Annotated in this window: 19 protein-coding genes and 1 pseudogene; 19 read left to right on the plus strand and 1 reads right to left on the minus strand. The window is 67.5% G+C overall.

Annotated elements, in window-relative coordinates; translation table 11 throughout:
- Positions 1-19: 19 nt before the first annotated feature.
- The 5 genes and pseudogenes from proC to L5G32_RS07145 all read left to right on the plus strand — a co-directional run.
- Positions 20-907 (plus strand): annotated as a pseudogene (gene proC / locus L5G32_RS07125) (pyrroline-5-carboxylate reductase); the annotation flags it as partial.
- Positions 908-1089: 182 nt separating this feature from the next.
- Positions 1090-1332 (plus strand): helix-turn-helix domain-containing protein, encoded by a 243-nt coding sequence (locus L5G32_RS07130; RefSeq protein ID WP_008377474.1) that lies wholly within the window; start codon positions 1090-1092, stop codon positions 1330-1332.
- Positions 1333-1582: 250 nt separating this feature from the next.
- Positions 1583-1684 (plus strand): 30S ribosomal protein bS22, encoded by a 102-nt coding sequence (locus L5G32_RS07135; RefSeq protein WP_003402602.1) that lies wholly within the window; start codon positions 1583-1585, stop codon positions 1682-1684.
- Between the two features lie 114 nt (positions 1685-1798).
- Complete coding sequence (locus tag L5G32_RS07140) at positions 1799-2863, plus strand: NAD-dependent epimerase/dehydratase family protein (protein WP_237010340.1); 1065 nt, start codon at positions 1799-1801, stop codon at positions 2861-2863.
- A gap of 94 nt (positions 2864-2957) precedes the next feature.
- Positions 2958-4034: a lysophospholipid acyltransferase family protein gene (locus L5G32_RS07145; protein ID WP_237010341.1), complete on the plus strand. Its 1077-nt coding sequence runs from the start codon at positions 2958-2960 to the stop codon at positions 4032-4034.
- 34 nt (positions 4035-4068) lie between these two features.
- Here L5G32_RS07145 and L5G32_RS07150 read toward each other — a convergent pair whose 3' ends face one another.
- Positions 4069-5271, minus strand: coding sequence for an HAD family hydrolase (locus L5G32_RS07150; protein WP_237010342.1), 1203 nt, complete (start codon positions 5269-5271; stop codon positions 4069-4071).
- A gap of 120 nt (positions 5272-5391) precedes the next feature.
- Here L5G32_RS07150 and L5G32_RS07155 point away from each other — a divergent pair, with 120 nt between their 5' ends.
- The 14 genes from L5G32_RS07155 (at position 5392) to resB (ending at position 18632) form a co-directional block, all read left to right on the plus strand.
- A complete protein-coding gene (locus L5G32_RS07155; RefSeq protein ID WP_237010343.1) occupies positions 5392-5652 on the plus strand; it encodes a glutaredoxin family protein in 261 nt (86 codons plus the stop codon).
- Positions 5653-5796: 144 nt separating this feature from the next.
- Positions 5797-7155 carry a glutamyl-tRNA reductase gene (locus tag L5G32_RS07160; protein WP_237010344.1) on the plus strand — a complete coding sequence of 453 codons (1359 nt, stop codon included), beginning with the start codon at positions 5797-5799 and terminating at the stop codon, positions 7153-7155.
- Positions 7156-7222: 67 nt separating this feature from the next.
- On the plus strand, positions 7223-8173 hold the full coding sequence (gene hemC / locus L5G32_RS07165; RefSeq protein ID WP_237010345.1) for a hydroxymethylbilane synthase: 951 nt from the start codon (positions 7223-7225) through the stop codon (positions 8171-8173).
- Positions 8174-8288: 115 nt separating this feature from the next.
- Positions 8289-9908, plus strand: a complete 1620-nt coding sequence (locus L5G32_RS07170; RefSeq protein WP_237010346.1) for a bifunctional uroporphyrinogen-III C-methyltransferase/uroporphyrinogen-III synthase — start codon at positions 8289-8291, stop codon at positions 9906-9908.
- A gap of 11 nt (positions 9909-9919) precedes the next feature.
- Positions 9920-10915 (plus strand): porphobilinogen synthase, encoded by a 996-nt coding sequence (hemB, locus tag L5G32_RS07175; RefSeq protein ID WP_237010347.1) that lies wholly within the window; start codon positions 9920-9922, stop codon positions 10913-10915.
- 18 nt (positions 10916-10933) lie between these two features.
- Positions 10934-11482 carry a hypothetical protein gene (locus L5G32_RS07180; RefSeq protein ID WP_237010348.1) on the plus strand — a complete coding sequence of 183 codons (549 nt, stop codon included), beginning with the start codon at positions 10934-10936 and terminating at the stop codon, positions 11480-11482.
- The gene (locus L5G32_RS07185; protein ID WP_237010349.1) at positions 11479-12030 is read left to right on the plus strand and encodes a hypothetical protein; all 552 of its coding nucleotides are present in this window, start codon (positions 11479-11481) and stop codon (positions 12028-12030) included. The genes L5G32_RS07180 and L5G32_RS07185 overlap by 4 nt, the downstream gene beginning before the upstream one ends.
- Positions 12027-12671: a transport-regulating membrane protein Mce1N gene (gene mce1N / locus L5G32_RS07190; RefSeq protein WP_237010350.1), complete on the plus strand. Its 645-nt coding sequence runs from the start codon at positions 12027-12029 to the stop codon at positions 12669-12671. Before L5G32_RS07185 ends, mce1N begins: the two co-directional genes overlap by 4 nt.
- On the plus strand, positions 12664-13545 hold the full coding sequence (locus tag L5G32_RS07195) for an SGNH/GDSL hydrolase family protein (RefSeq protein WP_237010351.1): 882 nt from the start codon (positions 12664-12666) through the stop codon (positions 13543-13545). Before mce1N ends, L5G32_RS07195 begins: the two co-directional genes overlap by 8 nt.
- A gap of 78 nt (positions 13546-13623) precedes the next feature.
- A complete protein-coding gene (gene hemL, locus L5G32_RS07200) occupies positions 13624-14970 on the plus strand; it encodes a glutamate-1-semialdehyde 2,1-aminomutase (RefSeq protein ID WP_237010352.1) in 1347 nt (448 codons plus the stop codon).
- The gene (locus L5G32_RS07205) at positions 14967-15593 is read left to right on the plus strand and encodes a histidine phosphatase family protein (protein WP_237010353.1); all 627 of its coding nucleotides are present in this window, start codon (positions 14967-14969) and stop codon (positions 15591-15593) included. Before hemL ends, L5G32_RS07205 begins: the two co-directional genes overlap by 4 nt.
- Before the next feature lie 5 nt (positions 15594-15598).
- Positions 15599-16195: a TlpA family protein disulfide reductase gene (locus L5G32_RS07210; protein WP_237010354.1), complete on the plus strand. Its 597-nt coding sequence runs from the start codon at positions 15599-15601 to the stop codon at positions 16193-16195.
- On the plus strand, positions 16192-17001 hold the full coding sequence (locus L5G32_RS07215; RefSeq protein ID WP_237010355.1) for a cytochrome c biogenesis CcdA family protein: 810 nt from the start codon (positions 16192-16194) through the stop codon (positions 16999-17001). Before L5G32_RS07210 ends, L5G32_RS07215 begins: the two co-directional genes overlap by 4 nt.
- Positions 16998-18632, plus strand: coding sequence for a cytochrome c biogenesis protein ResB (gene resB / locus L5G32_RS07220; RefSeq protein ID WP_237010356.1), 1635 nt, complete (start codon positions 16998-17000; stop codon positions 18630-18632). Before L5G32_RS07215 ends, resB begins: the two co-directional genes overlap by 4 nt.
- Positions 18633-18659: the final 27 nt, after the last annotated feature.

Here is an 18659-nt window from a genome sequence, read left to right on the forward strand (position 1 = left end):
TCACAGTCAACGAAAGGCACGTGATCACATGAGCGAGCGAGTAGCGATCGTCGGTGGCGGAAAGATCGGCGAGGCGCTTCTGGCCGGTCTGATCAACTCGGGCAAGCCGGTTCGCGACCTAGTGGTCGTGGAGCGTTTCGCGGAGCGGTCGGCCGAGTTGGTCGAGGACTACGGGGTGCGTGTCACTGACGACATCGCGGACGCGGCCGACGGCGCGCAGGTCTTGTTCATAGCGGTGAAGCCGGACGCCGTCGACGGTGTCCTGCAGGCGTTGAGCAAGGCGGAGGACAACAGTGACGAAGAGCGGGTCACCGTCACCCTCGTCGCCGGGCTCCCGACGAGCCGCTACGAGTCGGCGCTGCCTGCCGGGTCGCCGGTCATCCGCGTCATGCCGAACACGCCGATGCTCGTCAACGAAGCGATGTGTGCGGTCAGTCCCGGGCGGTACGCGAACGACGACCAGGTCGCGGTCGCGGTCCGGCTCCTGGAGTCGGTCGGCAAGGTGATGGTGGTTCCGGAGAAGTCCCTCGACGCGGTCACCGCGATCTCGGGTTCGGGTCCCGCCTACTTCTTCTTGATGGTCGAGGCCATGATCGACGCAGGCGTCTCGCTGGGCCTGACGCGCGCGCAGTCGGCAGAACTCGCAGTCCAGACGGTGAAGGGCGCGGGTGTGCTGTTGGCCGAGTCCGGGCTCACCTCGGTCGATCTGCGGGCGGCCGTGACGTCGCCCGGCGGGACGACGGCCGCCGCGCTTCGCGAGTTCGAGCGACACGGCCTGCGACATGCGGTCAACGAAGCGGCGTCGGCCTGTGCCGAGGCCAGCGCACGCCTGGCACGTCGACCCGACATTGAGGGTTCGCGGCCTGCGTCGCCGTTCACGCCAGAATCAGTTGTCGGCGGGCAATAACGTCGCTGCCAGCGACGATTGCGCTCAGCGGGAGTCCGTGTCGGCGAAATCGGCTCTTTCTGAGCCACTCACGTCGCACTAATCACATCCGCCACGCTAAGCTGCTCGCAGCACGTACGTGTCTGATGTCCGCCGGAGGGGAAGCCGGTGGCCGCGATGCGTGCACCGGAGGTTATAAATTCATGGCTGCAGAAAAGCCGGGAGAACGGAACGACTTCGCCGACCGTGGAGTTGCGAACGCATCGTCTGCGTCGCAGTTCCTCACTGTCGCAGAGGTCGCATCCCTGATGCGGGTCTCGAAGATGACCGTGTACCGACTCGTTCACAATGGAGAACTGCCCGCAGTTCGCGTGGGACGCTCGTTCCGCGTGCACGCGAAGGCAGTTCACGAGTACCTGGAGACGTCGTACTTCGACGCAGGTTAGTCACCCGTAAGGCGTGAGAACCACCGCCTGCCGCTCGGTGCGGCAGGCGGTTCGCGCATGTCCGAGCGTGTTCACGCTCGGACATCGGGACCGCCCGATTTCGCCTCGTGTTCACCGGGGCGGTAACATCGACCATCAGGTCGCTGTCGCCCCGGTATCCGCGAGGATGTCATGAGTCGGCGACGGCCCCGATAAGCATTGCCGGTCCACGGGGCGGCAGTAATCCGTATCGATCGTGAGGGAGAGCCCCATGGGTTCCGTTATCAAGAAGCGCCGCAAGCGCATGTCGAAGAAGAAGCACCGCAAGCTGCTCCGCCGCACCCGAGTGCAGCGTCGTAAACTCGGCAAGTGATCGAAGACCCGCCCCTCACCGGGCGGGTTCTTTGTTTCGGAGGGTCGTTGTCTCTGGGGTGCTTCCCGGATGCCACCGGTGGTCGATCGGAGTCGGGCACCCTAGTCTGGTCGCATGGTGCGTGAATTCGACGGCGAGGAGCCGGTCATCCCGCGTTCGGTCCTGGTGACCGGAGCGTCGTCGTTTCTCGGCGGGTACCTCGTCGCACGTCTGGCGGCGAATCCGGCGATCGAACGGGTGATCGCCGTCGACTCGCGTATCCCGAGCAAGGATCTGATGCGCCGAATGGGTCGCGCCGAGTTCCTGCGCCTGGACATCCGCAGACCGGCCATTGCGAAGGCCATCGCCACCTACGACGTGGACACGGTGGTGCACACCGCCCCGTCGATCATGGACTCGGCAGAGCATTCGGCGGCGATCAAAGAACTCAACGTGGTCGGGTCGATGCAGGTGTGCGCGGCCTGCCAGCGGAGTCCGTCCGTCAAGCGGCTCATCCTGCGCTCGACCTCGATGGTCTACGGAGCGAGCGGCAGTGATCCCGCGATGTTCGCCGAAGGGACCCGCGCGCGCCGCGAACCCACGGGCGGCTACGGCCGTGACCTCATCGACGTGGAGGGCTACGTCCGCGGTCTGTCCCGTCGACGGCAGGACATCGACGTGACGATCCTGCGATACCAGTCGATGCTGGGACCGCGCATCAAGACCCGAGTCAGTTCGTACCTGTCGATGCCGGTGGTGCCGACGGCGTTCGGCTACTCGCCTCGATTGCAGTTCCTGCACGAAGAGGACGCGTTGGCCGCGCTGGAGCACGCGACGCTCGACTCGAGGCCGGGCACCTTCAACGTCGCAGGCGACGGCGTGGTGAGCCTCGCCCAGGCAGTGAATCGGGCCGGACACGTTCGGCTGCCGGTAGCGGCGAGCATGATCCAGCCGATCATCGGCGTCCTACGCGACGGCTCGCTGCCGACGATGAGGTCGGGCACGACCGGGTACCTGACGTATGGCCGTGTGCTGGACAACACACGCATGCGGACCGAGTTCGGATTCGAACCGAAGTACACGACATCGCAGACTTTGGACGACTTCGTCACCCGCGGAAAGACCACGCCGCTGGTGTCTGCGGCAGCGTGGCGCGACCTCGAAGCACGGGCCGTCGTAGCGGCGACCGCACTGCAGTGACAAGGCTGTGCGCACGTACGATGGACCGCGACGGTAACGCAGACGGCCGCAGCGGCAGAGCCGAAGCGCAGCAGCAGTGGAGAGGGGGAGGTCGATGACGCCAGCAGACGAGCCGGGCGATGCGCGGACGGCGAAAGTGATCGCCCTCTACACCGATCCCCGAATCGGCGGGCGCGCCCCGGCCGGACACCCGAACACCGACGGTTTCGGACGCCCGGCGGCTCCGGTCACTCCGCTGCGAGACGGAATCGAACTGGGCGACGAGCCGTCGCCGACGCCGGTCGCCCCCGTCACGAACTCGCCGTTGTTCAGTCTCAGTGGACTCCGTGGAGCCGTCGCCGACTCTCTCATGGCGACATCGGGCTTCATCCGGGAACGCATGACCGGCGACTACACAGTGGACGAATTCGGATTCGACCCGCACTTCGCCGAATCCGTCTGGTTCCCGGCCCTGCGTCCGATCTATCAGAACTGGTTCCGAGTCGAGGTGACCGGTATCGAGAACCTGCCGTCGTCTGGAGGCGCACTGCTCGTCGCGAACCACGCGGGGTCGGTTCCGGTGGACGCGGTGATCACTTCTCTAGCGGTCCGCGACAACCACCCGAACGAGCGGTATCTGCGCATTCTGGCAGCCGACATGGCGTTCGAGACGCCTGTCGTGAGCGATCTGGCACGCAAGGTCGGGGCGACACTCGCCTGCAACAGCGACGCCGAAGCGCTGCTGCGACGCGGCGAGCTGACCGCGGTGTGGCCGGAAGGCTACAAGGGCATCGGCAAGCTGTACAAGGACCGCTACAAGCTGCAGCGCTTCGGTCGCGGCGGGTTCGTGACGACGGCGATCCGCACGCAGGCTCCGATCGTTCCGGTGTCGATCGTCGGATCCGAGGAGATCTATCCGATGATCGCCGATTTGAAGCCGTTGGCGAGGGCGCTCGGGCTTCCGTATTTTCCGGTGACCCCGCTGTTCCCGTGGCTCGGTCCGCTCGGTGCGATCCCGCTCCCGTCCAAGTGGCACATCCACTTCGGCAAGCCGATAGCCACCGACGGCTACGACGAGCAGGCCGCCGACGACCCGATGGTGGTCTTCGACGTCACCGACCACGTCCGCGAAGAGATCCAGCAGACACTGTTCCGCATGCTGAGCAGGCGCGGCAGCGTCTACATCGGCTAGACCGGACCCCCCCCGGGGGGTCCGGGCGGCCCGGCTAGCGCCGCTTACGCAGAACGCGCGTCGCAGCCGCAGCCGCTCCGCCCGCCGCACCGAGGACCATCGCCGAGCGTGCTCCGTACTTCGCCGCCTTGCGGGCGGTCCGGAAGTCGTACTGCTCCCAGCCTCGGACGCGAGCGACCTCTCGGAGGTCCGCGTCCGGGTTGATCGCGACGGCGTTACCGACCAGTGAGAGCATCGGGACGTCGTTGTGCGAGTCGGAGTAAGCCGTACAGCGCTTCAGGTCGAGGCCTTCGCGCACCGCGATCGACCGGACGGCGTGCGCCTTGCCCGGTCCGTGCAGGATGTCGCCGACGAGGCGTCCGGTGAACCGGCCGTCGACGCTCTCGGCGACGGTGCCGAGAGCACCCGTCAATCCGAGACGCTTGGCGATCGTCTGCGCGAGCTCGACGGGAGTCGCGGTCACCAGCCACACCTGTTGTCCGGCGTCCAGATGACGTTGGGCCAGTGCAGCGGTCGCAGGCCAGATCTTGTCGGCGATGAACTCGTCGTAGATGTCCTCGCCCAACTGCGCGAGCTCGGACGTCTCCCGGCCCGCGATGAACGAGAGGGCCTTGTCGCGACCGGACGCGACGTCGTCCAGGTTCTCCCGGCCGGTGAGACGGAACTTGGCCTGCTGCCACGCCACGTTCGCGATGTCGCCGTACGAGAAGTACTTGCGCTGCGCCAGGCCGCGAGCGAACAACACGATCGACGCGCCGTGCACCAGGGTGTTGTCGACGTCGAAGAATGCGGCCGCGGTCAGGTCCCGCACCTGACCGGGCTGATCGACGTGAATCCGGCTGCCGAGGGACTCGATCGCGGCGCGTGCGGAGGCCTCGCCGGCCAACGTCTGACGGAGCTCTTCGGCGGTCTGCCGGAACCGGCCTGCCCGCTTGTTGAGCCACGCCGTCATCCGGTGGAACTCGTCGTCGTCGGTCGGTCCGGTCCATTCGGCTCCGAGCATCTCGTCACCGGGACGCTCGCCCTCGGTGCGCAGCCGCGCACCGTCTCGGTCGTGTCGGACGTCGTCGCCGTCGGGATCCTCGGTGTGGTCGACGTCGAACTGCTCGGCTTCGAGCTCGGTCGCCTCGCGGAGATCGTCGCTCTCCTCGTCGGCGGCCTCGTAGTGCGAAGCGATCTCGTGATCGGGATCGTCGGGGGTGATCTCTTGATCGGGCTCGATCCAATCGCGGCTCATCGGCCACCTCCCATTCGTTGCGAGCGGAGCTCCACCGTGCACTGCAGCCAGCCTATCGTGGCGGGCGTCAGACGGTTCTGTTGCGCGACACCGCGCTGGCACGCTGGCACAATCGCAGGCATGAACGCCACCGTGGAACTGATGACGCGCGCCGGATGCCACGCGTGCGCCGCCGCCGAGCAGCATTTGCGCACCGTTCTCGCCGACTACGGGCTCGAACCGTCGATCGTCGACGTCGACGCAGCCGCTCAGTCAGGCGATTCGTCGCTGCGCGCCGAGTACGGCGACCGCGTGCCCGTCATCGTGCTCGACGGCGAGGAGCACGGCTACTGGGAGGTCGACGAACCACGACTGCGTGCGGATCTCGACATCCGCCGCTGACCGTCGGCGCCGATTGTCTGTCTTGTCACCCACGGCCTGGGGTGCCATCTGGGCCGTCGGTGATCTAGCCTGGAGACACATGTGCCCATCACGATGGCGCCGCAGGGGCGTTGTCGGCTCGATGGGCGGGAAACGGGCGATGCAGTGAGTGTCTTGTTGTTCGGAGTGTCCCATCGGAGCGCTCCGGTGTCGGTCCTCGAACGACTCACCGTCTCCGACACCGACCGCCCCAAGCTCGTCGAATCGCTCGTCCGGTCGCCTGCGATATCCGAAGCGATGCTCGTCTCCACCTGTAACCGGGTCGAGGTCTACGCCGTCGTCGAGGCGTTTCACCCGGCGCTCGAGGCCGTCGGCGACGTCTTCGGCGATCACACCGGCATGACGGTCGCCGAATTGACCGGCCACGCATACGTCCGATACTCCGAGGCTGCAGCCGAGCATCTGTTCACCGTTGCGGCGGGACTCGACTCGATGGTCGTCGGCGAGCAGCAGATCCTCGGCCAGATCCGAACGGCGTACACCGAGGCCGACCAGAACAAGTCGGCGGGCCGCACCCTGCACGAACTGGCTCAGCAGGCGCTGCGAGTGGGTAAACGCGTCCACCACGAGACCGGTATCGACCGGGCGGGCGCGTCGGTCGTGTCCGTCGCACTGCATCGGGCGGCGACCCTGCGCAACGTGTCCGTCGAGCACGGCCCGATGAAACGCGCCGTGGTCTTCGGGGCAGGCGCCATGGGGTCGTTGGCGACGAGCCGCCTCGCAGGAGACGGAGTCGAGCACCTGACGGTCGTCAACCGGACTTCCGAGCGTGCCGTCGAAGTGGCTGCCACCGTCGCCGAACGGTACGGGGTCACCGCAGTCGGTCGCGACGTCGAGGACCTCAGTGACGCGATGACCGACGCCGACGTCGTGGTCACCTGCACCGGATCGGTCAGTTCGGTCATCGACGTGGCAGCCGTCCACTCGGCGCTCAAACGACGAGTCAACCCGGCTCCGCTGATGATCTGCGACCTCGGCATCCCGCGCGACGTCGACGCCGCCGTCGTCAAACTGCCCGGCGTGCACGTCGTCGACATCGAAGGGCTCCGCGGCGACGAGGAGACCAAAGCGGCGCAGGACGACGCGATAGCCGCCCGCTCGATCGTGACGGACGAACTCGCCGACTACCTCGCCGCGCAGCGTCAAGCGGCGGTGACACCGACCGTGGCGGCCCTCCGTCAGCAGGCCGCCGAGGTGGTCGAGGGCGAGATCCTGCGTCTGCAGTCCCGGCTGCCCGACCTGGACACCGCCCAGCGCGACGAGGTCGCGAAGACTGTCCGTCGGGTGGCCGACAAACTGCTGCACGCTCCGACGGTGCGCGTCAAGCAATTGGCGTCCACCGGCCGCGGTGACCATTACGCGGAAGCTCTCCGTGAACTCTTCGAGCTCAAGCCCGGCGCCGCCGAATCGGTGTCGGCGTCCGAGACAGGCATCCCGGTGCCCGGCGAGCGCGACTCGCACTGACGTCACCGCGTCCCGTCTCGCATCACGACCGACTCTCATCACGACCCGACACGACAGGACGGCTACTGTGCCAAACGCTGCCTCAAGCGACCGACCCATCCGTATCGGCACCCGAGGTTCGCAGCTCGCGACCACCCAGGCTCAACAGATCGCCGATCGCCTGACCGCAAACGGGCATCCTGCCGAACTCAAGATCATCACGACGGCCGGTGACACGTCGACGGCTCCGGTCGCGCAGATCGGCGTCGGCGTCTTCACCACGGCGATCCGGCTCGCATTGCGCAACGGCGAATGCGACGTCGCGATCCACTCGTACAAGGATCTGCCGACGGCTCCCGAGCCGGACCTCGCGATGGCCGCGGTACCCGAACGCGTCGACCCCAGAGACGCCCTGGTCAGTCGTGGTGGCCTGGTCCTCGGTGAGCTGCCTGCGGGGTCGACGATCGGTACGTCGTCACCCCGAAGGGCCGCACAGCTTAGAGCACAGGGTCTCGGTTTGGAAATCCGCCCCCTACGAGGCAACCTTGATTCTCGGTTGGGCAGAGTCGCGAACGGGGAACTGGACGCGGTAGTGGTCGCCCGAGCCGGACTGGTACGCGTCGGTCGAGCCGATGAGGTCTCCGAAGCGCTTGACCCCGTGGTCATGCTTCCCGCTCCGGCACAGGGGGCCCTGGCCGTCGAGTGTCTCGCCGACGATGCCGAACTGGTGAGAATACTCGCCGAGTTGGACGACCCGTCCACCCGCATAGCGGTTGACGCCGAACGTGCAGTGCTCGCGGCCCTCGAGGCCGGATGTACGGCACCGGTCGGCGCGATCGCAGAGGTGGTCGAGTCGATCGACTCCGACGGACGCATCTTCGCCGAGCTCTCGCTCCGCGCGGGGGTGGCGGCCGAGGACGGATCGGACGTGATCCGCGCTTCGGCGGTTGGTCCGCTGGAGCGGGGCGTGCAACTCGGTAAGGATCTCGCCGCCGAACTGCTGGAGCTCGGCGCAGCCGAATACGTGCCCAAAGCGTAGGGCACGGTTCGCGCGACGCTGCACTCCGGTAAGAGGACAAGTCGGTGCTCATGACAGCGAGCAGAGCACCGAACGGACTGCAGCCCCCAGGGCGGGGGCAGGAGAGTGCGAACGCATGAGCCGTACGAAGAATGCTAAACCCGGTCGGATTCTGTTCGTCGGGTCGGGTCCGGGAAATCCGGACCTGCTCACAGTGCGAGCGCAGAACATTCTGGTCAACGCCACATCGGCGTTCGTCGATCCCGACGTACCGTCCGGTGTCGTGGCGCTGATCGGTTCGGCGCACGCCAAGGCCGAACCTGTTCCGACGCGCGCAGGCCGCAAGGCCGCCGAGGCAGCTGCCGAGGCCAAGGAGCAGGAGGGCCCCGACGTCATCCGTCCCGCGCTCGGCGAACCGGCTCAGGTCGCGAAGACCCTCGTCGCCGAGGCCAAGACCGGAGTCAACGTCGTCCGTGTCGTGGCAGGCGACCCGATGAGCGCCGACGCGGTACTCGCCGAGATGGGCGCGGTTGCGCGGACATCAGTGGCGTTCGAGGTGCTGCCGGGCATTCCCTCACACGCCGTCGTCCCGAGCTTCGCAGGCATGCCGATCGGCTCCGGACACACCGTGGCGGACGTCCGCGGCGACGTCGACTGGGGGGCGCTGGCCGCAGCGCCCGGCCCGCTCGTACTGAACGCGACGGCCGGACACCTTGCGGAACTCTCGAGCGCACTGACCGAGCACGGAGTGGCTCCGCAGACCCCGGTGGCGATCACCGTCAACGGCACCACGTGCGCTCAACGCACCATCGAGGCGACCCTGGCCACGGTCAACGACCTGGGAAGTGCTCTCACCGGGCCGCTGGTCCTGACGATCGGCAAGGTCGTCACCTCGCGCGCCAAGTTCTCCTGGTGGGAGTCGCGGGCTCTGTACGGCTGGACCATCCTGGTGCCGCGCACCAAGGATCAGGCAGGCGACATGAGTGAACGACTCCAGTCGCACGGCGCTATCCCGCGTGAGGTCCCGACGATCGCCGTCGAGCCGCCGCGCAGCCCTGCGCAGATGGAACGCGCAGTCAAGGGACTCGTCGACGGTCGCTACCAGTGGGTGGTGTTCACGTCGACCAACGCGGTTCGCGCCGTGTGGGAGAAGTTCGAAGAGTTCGGGCTCGACGCCCGCGCCTTCTCCGGCGTCAAGATCGCCTGCGTCGGCGACGCGACAGCGGCCAAGGTCCGCTCGTTCGGCGTCAACCCCGAACTGCTGCCGAGCGGTGAGCAGAGCTCGCTCGGACTGCTCGAGGAGTTCCCGCCGTACGACGAGGTCTTCGACCCGGTGGACCGCATCCTCCTGCCGCGAGCCGACATCGCGACCGAGACCCTGTCCGAAGGCCTGCGTGAGCGCGGCTGGGAGATCGACGACGTGACCGCGTACCGAACCGTCCGCGCCGCGCCGCCGCCAGTCGAGACCCGCGAGATGATCAAGACCGGCGGATTCGACGCCGTCTGCTTCACCTCGAGCTCCACTGTCCGCAACCTCGTCGGCATCGCGGGCAAGCCGCACGCCCGCACGATCGTGGCGTGCATCGGCCCGAAGACCGCGGAGACCGCGATCGAGTTCGGTCTGCGCGTGGACGTGCAGCCCGAGAGTGCGTCGGTCCCCGAACTGGTCGACGCGCTGGCTGCGCACGCCGCGCAGCTGCGCGCCGAGGGCGCGCTGCCGCCGCCGCGCAAGAAGTCCCGTCGATCGCGGTCTTGAGGGCGGCGGACATGAGTGCGTCGTTCACTCGGTTGCGTCGTCTCCGGACCACCCCGGCGATGCGTCGGCTGGTGGCCGAGACCCGGTTGCACCCGGCCCAGCTGGTGCTGCCGATGTTCGTCGCAGACGGCATCGAGGAGCCCCGTGCCATCTCGTCGATGCCGGGCGTCGTGCAGCACACGCCCGACTCTCTCGTCGTCGCGGCCCGCGAAGCGGTCGCGGCCGGAGTCGGGGGACTGATGCTGTTCGGCGTCCCCGAGCCCGCAGACAAAGACGGAGTCGGTTCCGGAGCCGATGACCCGGACGGCGTGCTCAACCGCGCGCTGCGTCTGCTGCGCGACGAACTCGGCGACTCGACGGTTCTCATGGCCGACACGTGTCTCGACGAGTTCACCGACCACGGGCACTGCGGCGTACTCGACGACCAGGGGCGTGTCGACAACGATGCGACTCTCCCGCGCTACGAGTCGATGGCGGTCGCGCAGGCTCGTGCGGGTGCGCACGTCGTCGCGCCGAGCGGCATGATGGACGGCCAGGTCGCAGCGATCCGCTCCGCCCTCGACGACGCCGGATTCACCGACGTGTCGATCCTCGCTTACACCGCCAAGTACGCGTCCGCGTTCTACGGACCGTTCCGGGAAGCCGTCGGCTCGTCCCTGCAGGGCGACCGCCGCACCTACCAGCAGGACACCGCAAACCGTCTCGAGTCGGCGCGTGAACTGCTCGCCGACCTCGACGAGGGCGCGGACATGGTGATGGTCAAGCCCGCGATGAGCTACTTGGACATCGTCCGGGACGTCGCCGATCGCGCCGATGCACCGGTCGTCGCCTATCAGATCAGCGGTGAGTACGCGATGATCGCGGGCGCCGGCGCGAACGGCTGGATCGACGCCGACGCCGCATTCGACGAAGCCGTGCTGTCGATCGCCCGTGCCGGTGCGTCGATCATCCTGACGTACGCAGCGGTCGACGTGGCGAGGCGGTTGTCTGAGCGCCTTCTTGGGTAGACCCATTACCCTGGAATCATGACCACCCCCGATCCCGGCGCACCGGACGTGCCGACCAGACCCGACAGTGTGAGACTGGCCGTCGAACTCTGGTGCGCGGTGATCGTCGCACAGTTGATCGCCGCCGTCGCCCAGTATCCGGTGGTGCTGGATCAGTCCCGCACAGTCCTCAACGACATGGCCGAACAGCAGGGGCAGGAGATGCCCGCGTCGCCGACTACGATGGCCGTCCTGTCGATGGTCCTGGTCTGCGTGATCGTGACGGCGATCGCTCTGACGGTGCTGAAGTTCTTCTGGGACGGGCGGAACTGGGCTCGCCAAGTACTCGGTGTGTTCAGCGCCTTCCTCGCCGTGGAACTGGTGTTCAGCGTGCTGTCCATGTTCGGCGACAGCGATTCCGGTGAGGGCGTCTCGGCGCCGGCGTGGTCCGGCGTGTTCAGCATCATCGGCGGCGTCGCCGCGATCGGCGTGCTCGTCGCGTTGATGAACAAAGACACCGCGGCCTACTGCCGAGACATGGCAGTCTGGCGAGACCACAAGCGACAGAACGGTGGCGTGCGAGGATGATCGAGTTCAGAACCCGGCTGCGGGAAGACAAGCCGAACCCTGATGACCGGCCGTCCCTGGTGGGCTGGGCCCTGCGACTGTGGATGATCTCGGGCGCACTGCTCATCGCTCTGGGTATCCTGACCATCATCGACCACTCGGTCTCCGTAGGCCTCGAGTTCGGTCCGTTGGCGATCGGCGTCCTGATCGTGCTCATCGGTGTCGCGTACTTCCTCCTCGGAGCCAAGACGTACCGGGGCGAACTGCAGTGGCGTTCGTCGCTGTCGGCACTGACCTGTGTGATCGTGGCACTGCTGCTTCCGTTGACGATCGGTTTCCAGAGTCCGGGTCTGGCCATCGTCCTCGTGGTCGCGGTGATCGGCCTCGGCGGATCGGTGCTCGCCTATCGGCCAGTGTCGGACGCCTGGTTCAAATGCCAGCTCGACGGAGACTGCGGCCCGCAGAGCGGTTCTGCGCCGACCGTGGGCGGGCGGACCGGCTCCGGTGACGAATCGTCCGGTCACGAATCCTCGGGTCGGCAGTCGTCCGGCGACGGCGGTGCCGCGTGAGCGGTGAGCACGACGAGATCGACGGGCCTGACGGGCTCGACGAGACGGCCGATGTCGCTGAGGAACTCGACGGGGATGACCCGAACGGGGACGAGCCGACCGGAAGCGAGGATGCCGGCGCGAAAAGCGAGTGGGCGGTCCCCGAGCGCGGCGAGACCCTCTTCTACGAGGAGGGCGGCAGCAAGTGGATCATCGCGATCGGTCCGGTGATGCTGGCTTTGACTCTGGCGTTGGAGATCGCGGGCGGCGGCCGCATCCACTGGGAGGTCCTGACGATCTTCGGGGTGATCCTCATCGGATTCTCGATCATGCAGGTGGTCGCGGCGCGCAGGCACGTCTCGGTGCGACTCACCGAGGAGACCCTGCGACAGGGGACACGTGTCATCGACCTCGCCGACATCGTGAAGATCTACCCGGAGAACACCGGGACCGAAGCCCAGAACTGGGAGGCCGCGCCTGCGCTCGGCGAACTCCACGCAGTGCCTCGACGACGTAAGGGCATCGGCGTGAAGCTGGCCGACGGCAAGCTCGCACAGGCGTGGGCCCGCGACGTCGACCGGTTCCGCACCGAACTCACCGAGGCACAACTCGCGGTCGCGATGGGGCTGCCGCCCACGGGAGCGTCGTCGACAGGTGCGTGACCGAAGCAAGAGGTCGCTGGTCGCGGCGGTCGTCGTCATCCTGGTCGTCGCTGCGGGCGTCGTGTGGTGGCGAGCAGATCGGGAGCCGTCGCATACAGCGCAGGAGCCGCAGCGCCACCAAGTCCATCTGGGCGACAGCTTCGCGTCCGGTGCGGGCACTGAACCGTTGGTGGACGGTGCGCAGTTCACCTGCCAACAGTCGTCGGTCAACTTCGGTCAGCTCGTCGCCGCGCGTCACGACTACCGACTGACGGACGTGTCGTGCGCGGGTGCGTGGACGAAGAGCCTCTACGAGGGACAGTACGAGGGCGTCGGACCGCAGTTGGACGCGGTGACCCCGGACACCGACCTCGTGACGCTCATGCTCGGTGGAAACGATGCGACTCTCTACTCGACGCTCATCGGCGTCTGCGCCCGCGTCGAGCCGTCGGACCAGAAGGGTGCGCCGTGCCGCGCCGAACTCGGGCGCGCGCCGACTCGGGCCGTCGACGACGCGATCGAGCCGGCCGTCGAACAGGCTCTGCGCGACATCGCCGTTCGTGCACCCCGCGCCCGCATCGTCGTCGCAGGTTATCCGTGGCTGGTACCCCGGGAACAGTCGTGCCGTCCGTCGGTCCGGATCGCCGACGGCGACATCGCATTCGTGCGGGGCGTCCAGGCGCGTCTGAACAGCGCGATCGAGAAGGCTGCGGACGCGACCGGTGCGAGGTTCGTCGACATGGCGCAGCGTTCGGACGGACACGACGCGTGCGCAGCCGACGACGTCCGCTGGATCGAACCGATGACCGGGACGACGGCCCGAGTCACCATGCATCCGAACGAGGCGGGCCAGCGCGCACTGGCCGACGCCGTCGATGAGGCCCTCGGATCGTAGGGCCGTACGGGCCGGGCGAACCTGAGACGAACCTTTGGCGATTGGGCCGAGCGGGTAGCTTTTGGGACACTGGAAGCCATGGCCGTCTCAGCGAACATCCCCGGTCCGAACACGGCGCGCAGTGACGAACTGTTCGCCCGCGCCGCACTAGCCGTTCCGGGTGGGGTCAACTCCCCGGTCCGCGCGTTCTCCGCGGTCGGCGGCACCCCCCGTTTCATCTCCGAGGCATCCGGGTGCACGCTGACCGATGTCGACGGAAATCAGTACGTCGACCTGGTGTGTTCGTGGGGCCCGATGATTCTCGGCCACGCTCATCCGGCCGTCGTGGACGCTGTCCGAAGCGCTGCTCTCGGCGGCTTGTCGTTCGGCGCGCCGACGGTCGGCGAGATCGAACTCGCCGAAGAGATCATCGATCGAGTCGACCCCGTCGCGCGCGTCCGCCTCGTGAACTCGGGCACTGAGGCGACGATGTCGGCGGTGCGTCTGGCGCGCGGATTCACCGGTCGCAGCAAGATCGTGAAGTTCTCCGGGTGTTATCACGGTCACGTCGACGCCCTCCTCGCCGACGCCGGATCGGGCGTCGCGACACTCGGCCTCCCGACGTCCCCGGGCGTGACCGGTGCCGCAGCCCACGACACGCTCGTCCTCCCGTACAACGACCTGGCGGCCGTCGAGGCGGCGTTCGCCGAGCACGGCGACGACATCGCCGCGGTCATCACCGAGGCCGCAGCGGGCAACATGGGCGCTGTCGCGCCCCAGCCGGGCTTCAACGAGGGACTCCGCGCAGTCACTGCGCGGCACGGCGCGCTCCTGATCATGGATGAGGTGATGACCGGGTTCCGAGTGAGTCCGGCAGGCTTCTACGGCGTCGACGGCGTCGCGGGCGACCTCTACACATTCGGCAAAGTGATGAGCGGCGGCCTGCCCGCTGCGGCGTTCGGCGGGCGCACCGACATCATGGAGCACCTCGCCCCCACCGGGCCCGTCTACCAGGCGGGCACGCTGTCCGGGAATCCGGTCGCCGTCGCCGCCGGGCTCGCCACGCTGCGCAACGCGACCGCCGAGGTCTACGAGCGGCTCGACGTGAACGCCGACCGGCTCGCGGGACTCGTCAGCGATGCGCTCGCCGAGGCGTCGGTCGCCCACCAGGTGCAGAAGGCAGGCAACTTGGTGAGCTTCGCGTTCACCGAGTCCGCCGATCCGCTCACCGATTACGCGGGCGTCCAGGCGTCACAGACGTGGCGGTTCGCCCCGTTCTTCCACGCACTGCTCGAACGCGGCGTCTACCCGCCGCCGAGCGCTTTCGAAGCCTGGTTCGTGTCCGCGGCACTCGACGACGCCGCGTTCTCGAAGATCGCCGAAGCCCTGCCCGCGGCTGCCGCAGCCGCGGCCGCCGCCGTCGCACCCGGAGAGGGAGACCGATGAAGACGATCGTCCACATGCTGCGCCACGGCGAAGTCCACAACCCCGAGGGCATCCTGTACGGCCGCCTCCCCGGATTCCGGCTCGCCGACAACGGACGAGACCAGGCCGAGCGGGTCGCAGGCGCGCTCGACGACCACGACATCACGCACGTGTTCGCGTCCCCTCTGCAACGCGCGCAGGAGACAGCTGCCCCGATCTCGGCATCGCACGGTCTCAAGACCGAGACCATCGACAACCTGATCGAAGCTGGCAACCAGTTCGAGGGGCTGCGCGTCGCCGTCGGCGACGGCGCGCTCAGCCAGCCACGGCACTGGCCCAAGCTGCGCAACCCGTTCACCCCGTCGTGGGGCGAGCCGTACATCAACATCGCTCACCGAATGCTCGCCTCGGCGAACGAGGCACGCGACGCGGCGCGCGGCCACGAAGCGGTGTGCGTGAGCCACCAGTTGCCGGTGTACACACTGCGCCGATTCCTCGAAGGCCGCCGCCTCTGGCACGATCCGCGGATCCGCCAGTGCTCGCTCGCATCGCTGACCAGCCTCGTCTACGACGATGACGAGCTCGTCGACATCGTGTACTCGGAACCTGCAGGCGCCTCCGACCCGCGCCTCACCGGAGCGTGAGCGGGATGCGACGTCCGCACCGGGTGTGGGTCGCCGCCCTCGCGGTGATCGCATCCGTCGGACTGGTCACCGCGTGCAGTACCGGCGACGACGCCGTCGCGCAGAACCAGAGCAACCAGTTCGTGTCGCCGGACGGAAAACTCGTCATCGCGTACCCCGAGAGCGAGCGCAAGGCCGCAGGCGATGTGACCGCCCCCGACCTGCTGACCGGTGAGGACATCGACCTCGCGGAGTTCAAGGACCAGGTCGTCGTCGTCAACGTGTGGGCGTCCTGGTGTGCTCCGTGCCGTAAGGAGTTCACCGAACTCGAGGCCGTCTATCAGAAGACCAAGAACGAGGGCGTGACGTTCCTCGGCATCGACTTCCGCGACAGCAAGTCGAACGCCCAGGACTTCTTCAGCGACAACAAGGTGAGCTACCGGTCGATGTACGACTACGGCGGCGCGTCGCTCGCGGCTCTCGGGGTGCCCGTCGGCGCCGTCCCGACGACGGTGGTCCTCGACCGGCAGCATCGTCCGGCGAAAGTCTTCCTCAAGGCGATCACCGAGAAGGAGCTGACCGCAGCGGTGCTCGACGTGGCGAACGAGCAGCCGCCCCGATGATCGAGACCAACCTGGCCGACGTCGGCGACTCGTTCGCCACGACCGTCGTCTCCGGACCGCTGCTGCTCGCCCTCGGGGCGTGCGTGATCACCGGCTTCGTGTCGTTCGCGTCGCCGTGCGTGGTTCCCCTCGTACCCGGCTACCTCTCGTATCTGGCCGGACTCGTCGGAGCCGAGGCTCCGGCGGTGTCGGTCGGCGAGGACCGCAAGGCAGGCCGTTGGCGTGTCGTCGGCGCAGCAGGCCTGTTCGTGCTCGGCTTCACCGCCGTGTACGTGCTGGCGACCGCAGCGCTGTTCGGGGTCACTTCGGTGTTCCTGGACACCGACCGCCTCGAACTGATGCAGCGCATCGGCGGTGTCATCACCATCGTGATGGGGCTGGTCTTCCTGGGCATGATCCCGTTTCTGCAGCGTGACCGCCGGGTGGCGCCGCGCCGCTACTCGAATGTGATCGGCGCACCGATCCTCGGCGCAGTGTTCGCCGTCGGCTGGATCCCCTGCAGCAGTGCGACGCTCGGCGCGGTGTTGAGCGTCTCGATGGCGACCGAGGGGCCGTCGGCGTGGCGTGGCGCACTCCTGGTGACCGCGTACTGTCTCGGACTGGGCATCCCGTTCCTCATCCTCGCCGCCTCGTCGGCGTGGGCGGTCCGGAGCCTGGGATTCATTCGACGGCACGCACGCACCATCCAGATCATCGGCGGCGTCGCGCTCATCGCAGTCGGTGTCCTGCTGGTCACCGGGATGTGGAACGAGGTAGTCGACTGGTTCCGACTCAATCTGATGAACGATGTGGAGTTGCCGGTATGAGTGCGACGCAGAGCTCGCTTCAGCGATTCGTGGTAGCCCCGCTGCGTAAGGCGTGGCGTGGACTCACCTCGATGCGCACGGCGCTCGCACTGCTGTTCCTGCTCGCTCTCGCCGCGATCCCCGGAGCTCTGCTGCCGCAGCGCGAGCTCAACGAACAGAAGACGAACACCTACATCGCCGACAAGGGCACGCTCGGCGAATGGATGGACCGGGTCCAACTCTTCGACGTCTTCTCCTCGAGTTGGTTCACGGCGATCTACCTCCTGCTGTTCATCTCTCTCGTCGGATGCCTCACCCCCCGTATCTGGGAGCATTACAAGGCATTCCGGACGCCGCCGGTCACCGCACCGCGCAACCTGGGCCGCCTGCCGCGACACATCACCGAGACCGTCGACGGTGACCCGGAGTCGGTCGCCGAGACGATTACCGGAAACCTGCGGGGATGGCGCAAGCGGGTTCGCGTCGTCGAGCCGTCCGAGCGCTATCCCGACGGCGCCGTCGAGGTGTCGGCCGAGAAGGGCTACCTCCGCGAGTTCGGCAACCTCGTCTTCCACTTCGCACTGCTCGCCCTCCTCGTCGCTCTCGCGACCGGGAAGATGTTCGGCTACGAAGGGTCGCGCACCCTGGTCGCCGACGGCGAGCAGGTGCTGTGCAACACCTCGACCGCCGTCTACGACACGTTCCGCTCCGGTGCACTCGTCGACGGCACCGGCCTTGCGCCGTTCTGCTTCCGCGTCGACGACTTCTCGGCGACGTTCCTGCCGAACGGGCAGCCCGACATGTACGACGCGAAGGTCGCGTACACGACCGACGTCGCATCGGCGCCCGACACATGGCCGACGACGTCGGTCCAGGTGAACAAGCCGTTGCGCATCGCGGGCGACCGCGTCTACGTTCTCGGCAACGGTTTCGCGCCGACGTTCACCGTCACCTTCCCGAACGGTGACCGACGGACTCAGACCGCGCCGTTCCTGCCGCAGTCGACGCAGACCATGCTGTCCGAGGGCGCCCTGCGTTTCGAGACGCCCGCGGGCATGTTCCCGAACCCGGACGAACGCCGGAAGAATCAGGTGGCGATCCAAGGTCTGTTCGCGCCGGACCCGGCCTTCGGTCACGGCGGTCTCCTCGACTCGCGTTCGCCGATCGTCTCCAATCCGACCGTCGCCATCCGCGTCTATCAGGGCGACACCGGCATCGACTCCGGGACACCGCAGAACGTGTACTCGCTGGATCAGAGCCTCGTCGACCAGGGGCGTCTCAATCAGAAGGCGTCGGTGAACCTCGAAGTCGGCAAGGACGTGCGGCTCGAAGACGGAACGCGGGTCTCGTTCGACGGGTACCAGCGGTGGGTGTCGGTGCAGGTGTCGCATGATCCGGCACAGACGTGGGTCCTGGTGTCCGCGGTCGCGATGGTGCTCGGCCTGGTGGTCTCGTTGATGATCCGCCGGCGTCGGATCTGGGCGAGGCTGGTGCCGGCCAAGGGCGACGACGGTATTGAAAACTCTGAAGTCCGACGTACTGTAGTAGAGGTTGCCGGGCTGGCTCGTACCGACCAGGCCGGCTGGGGCGAAGGCTTCGACGACCAGGCGCGAGGTCTTCTGACCAACGCCGACAAGCGCGCCCGACTGTGACGCGCGAGTTCGAGGAGAAGGATCACT

Origin of the sequence: Gordonia zhenghanii (assembly GCF_021738965.1) — a bacterium.
Classification (GTDB): Bacteria; Actinomycetota; Actinomycetes; order Mycobacteriales; family Mycobacteriaceae; genus Gordonia; species Gordonia zhenghanii.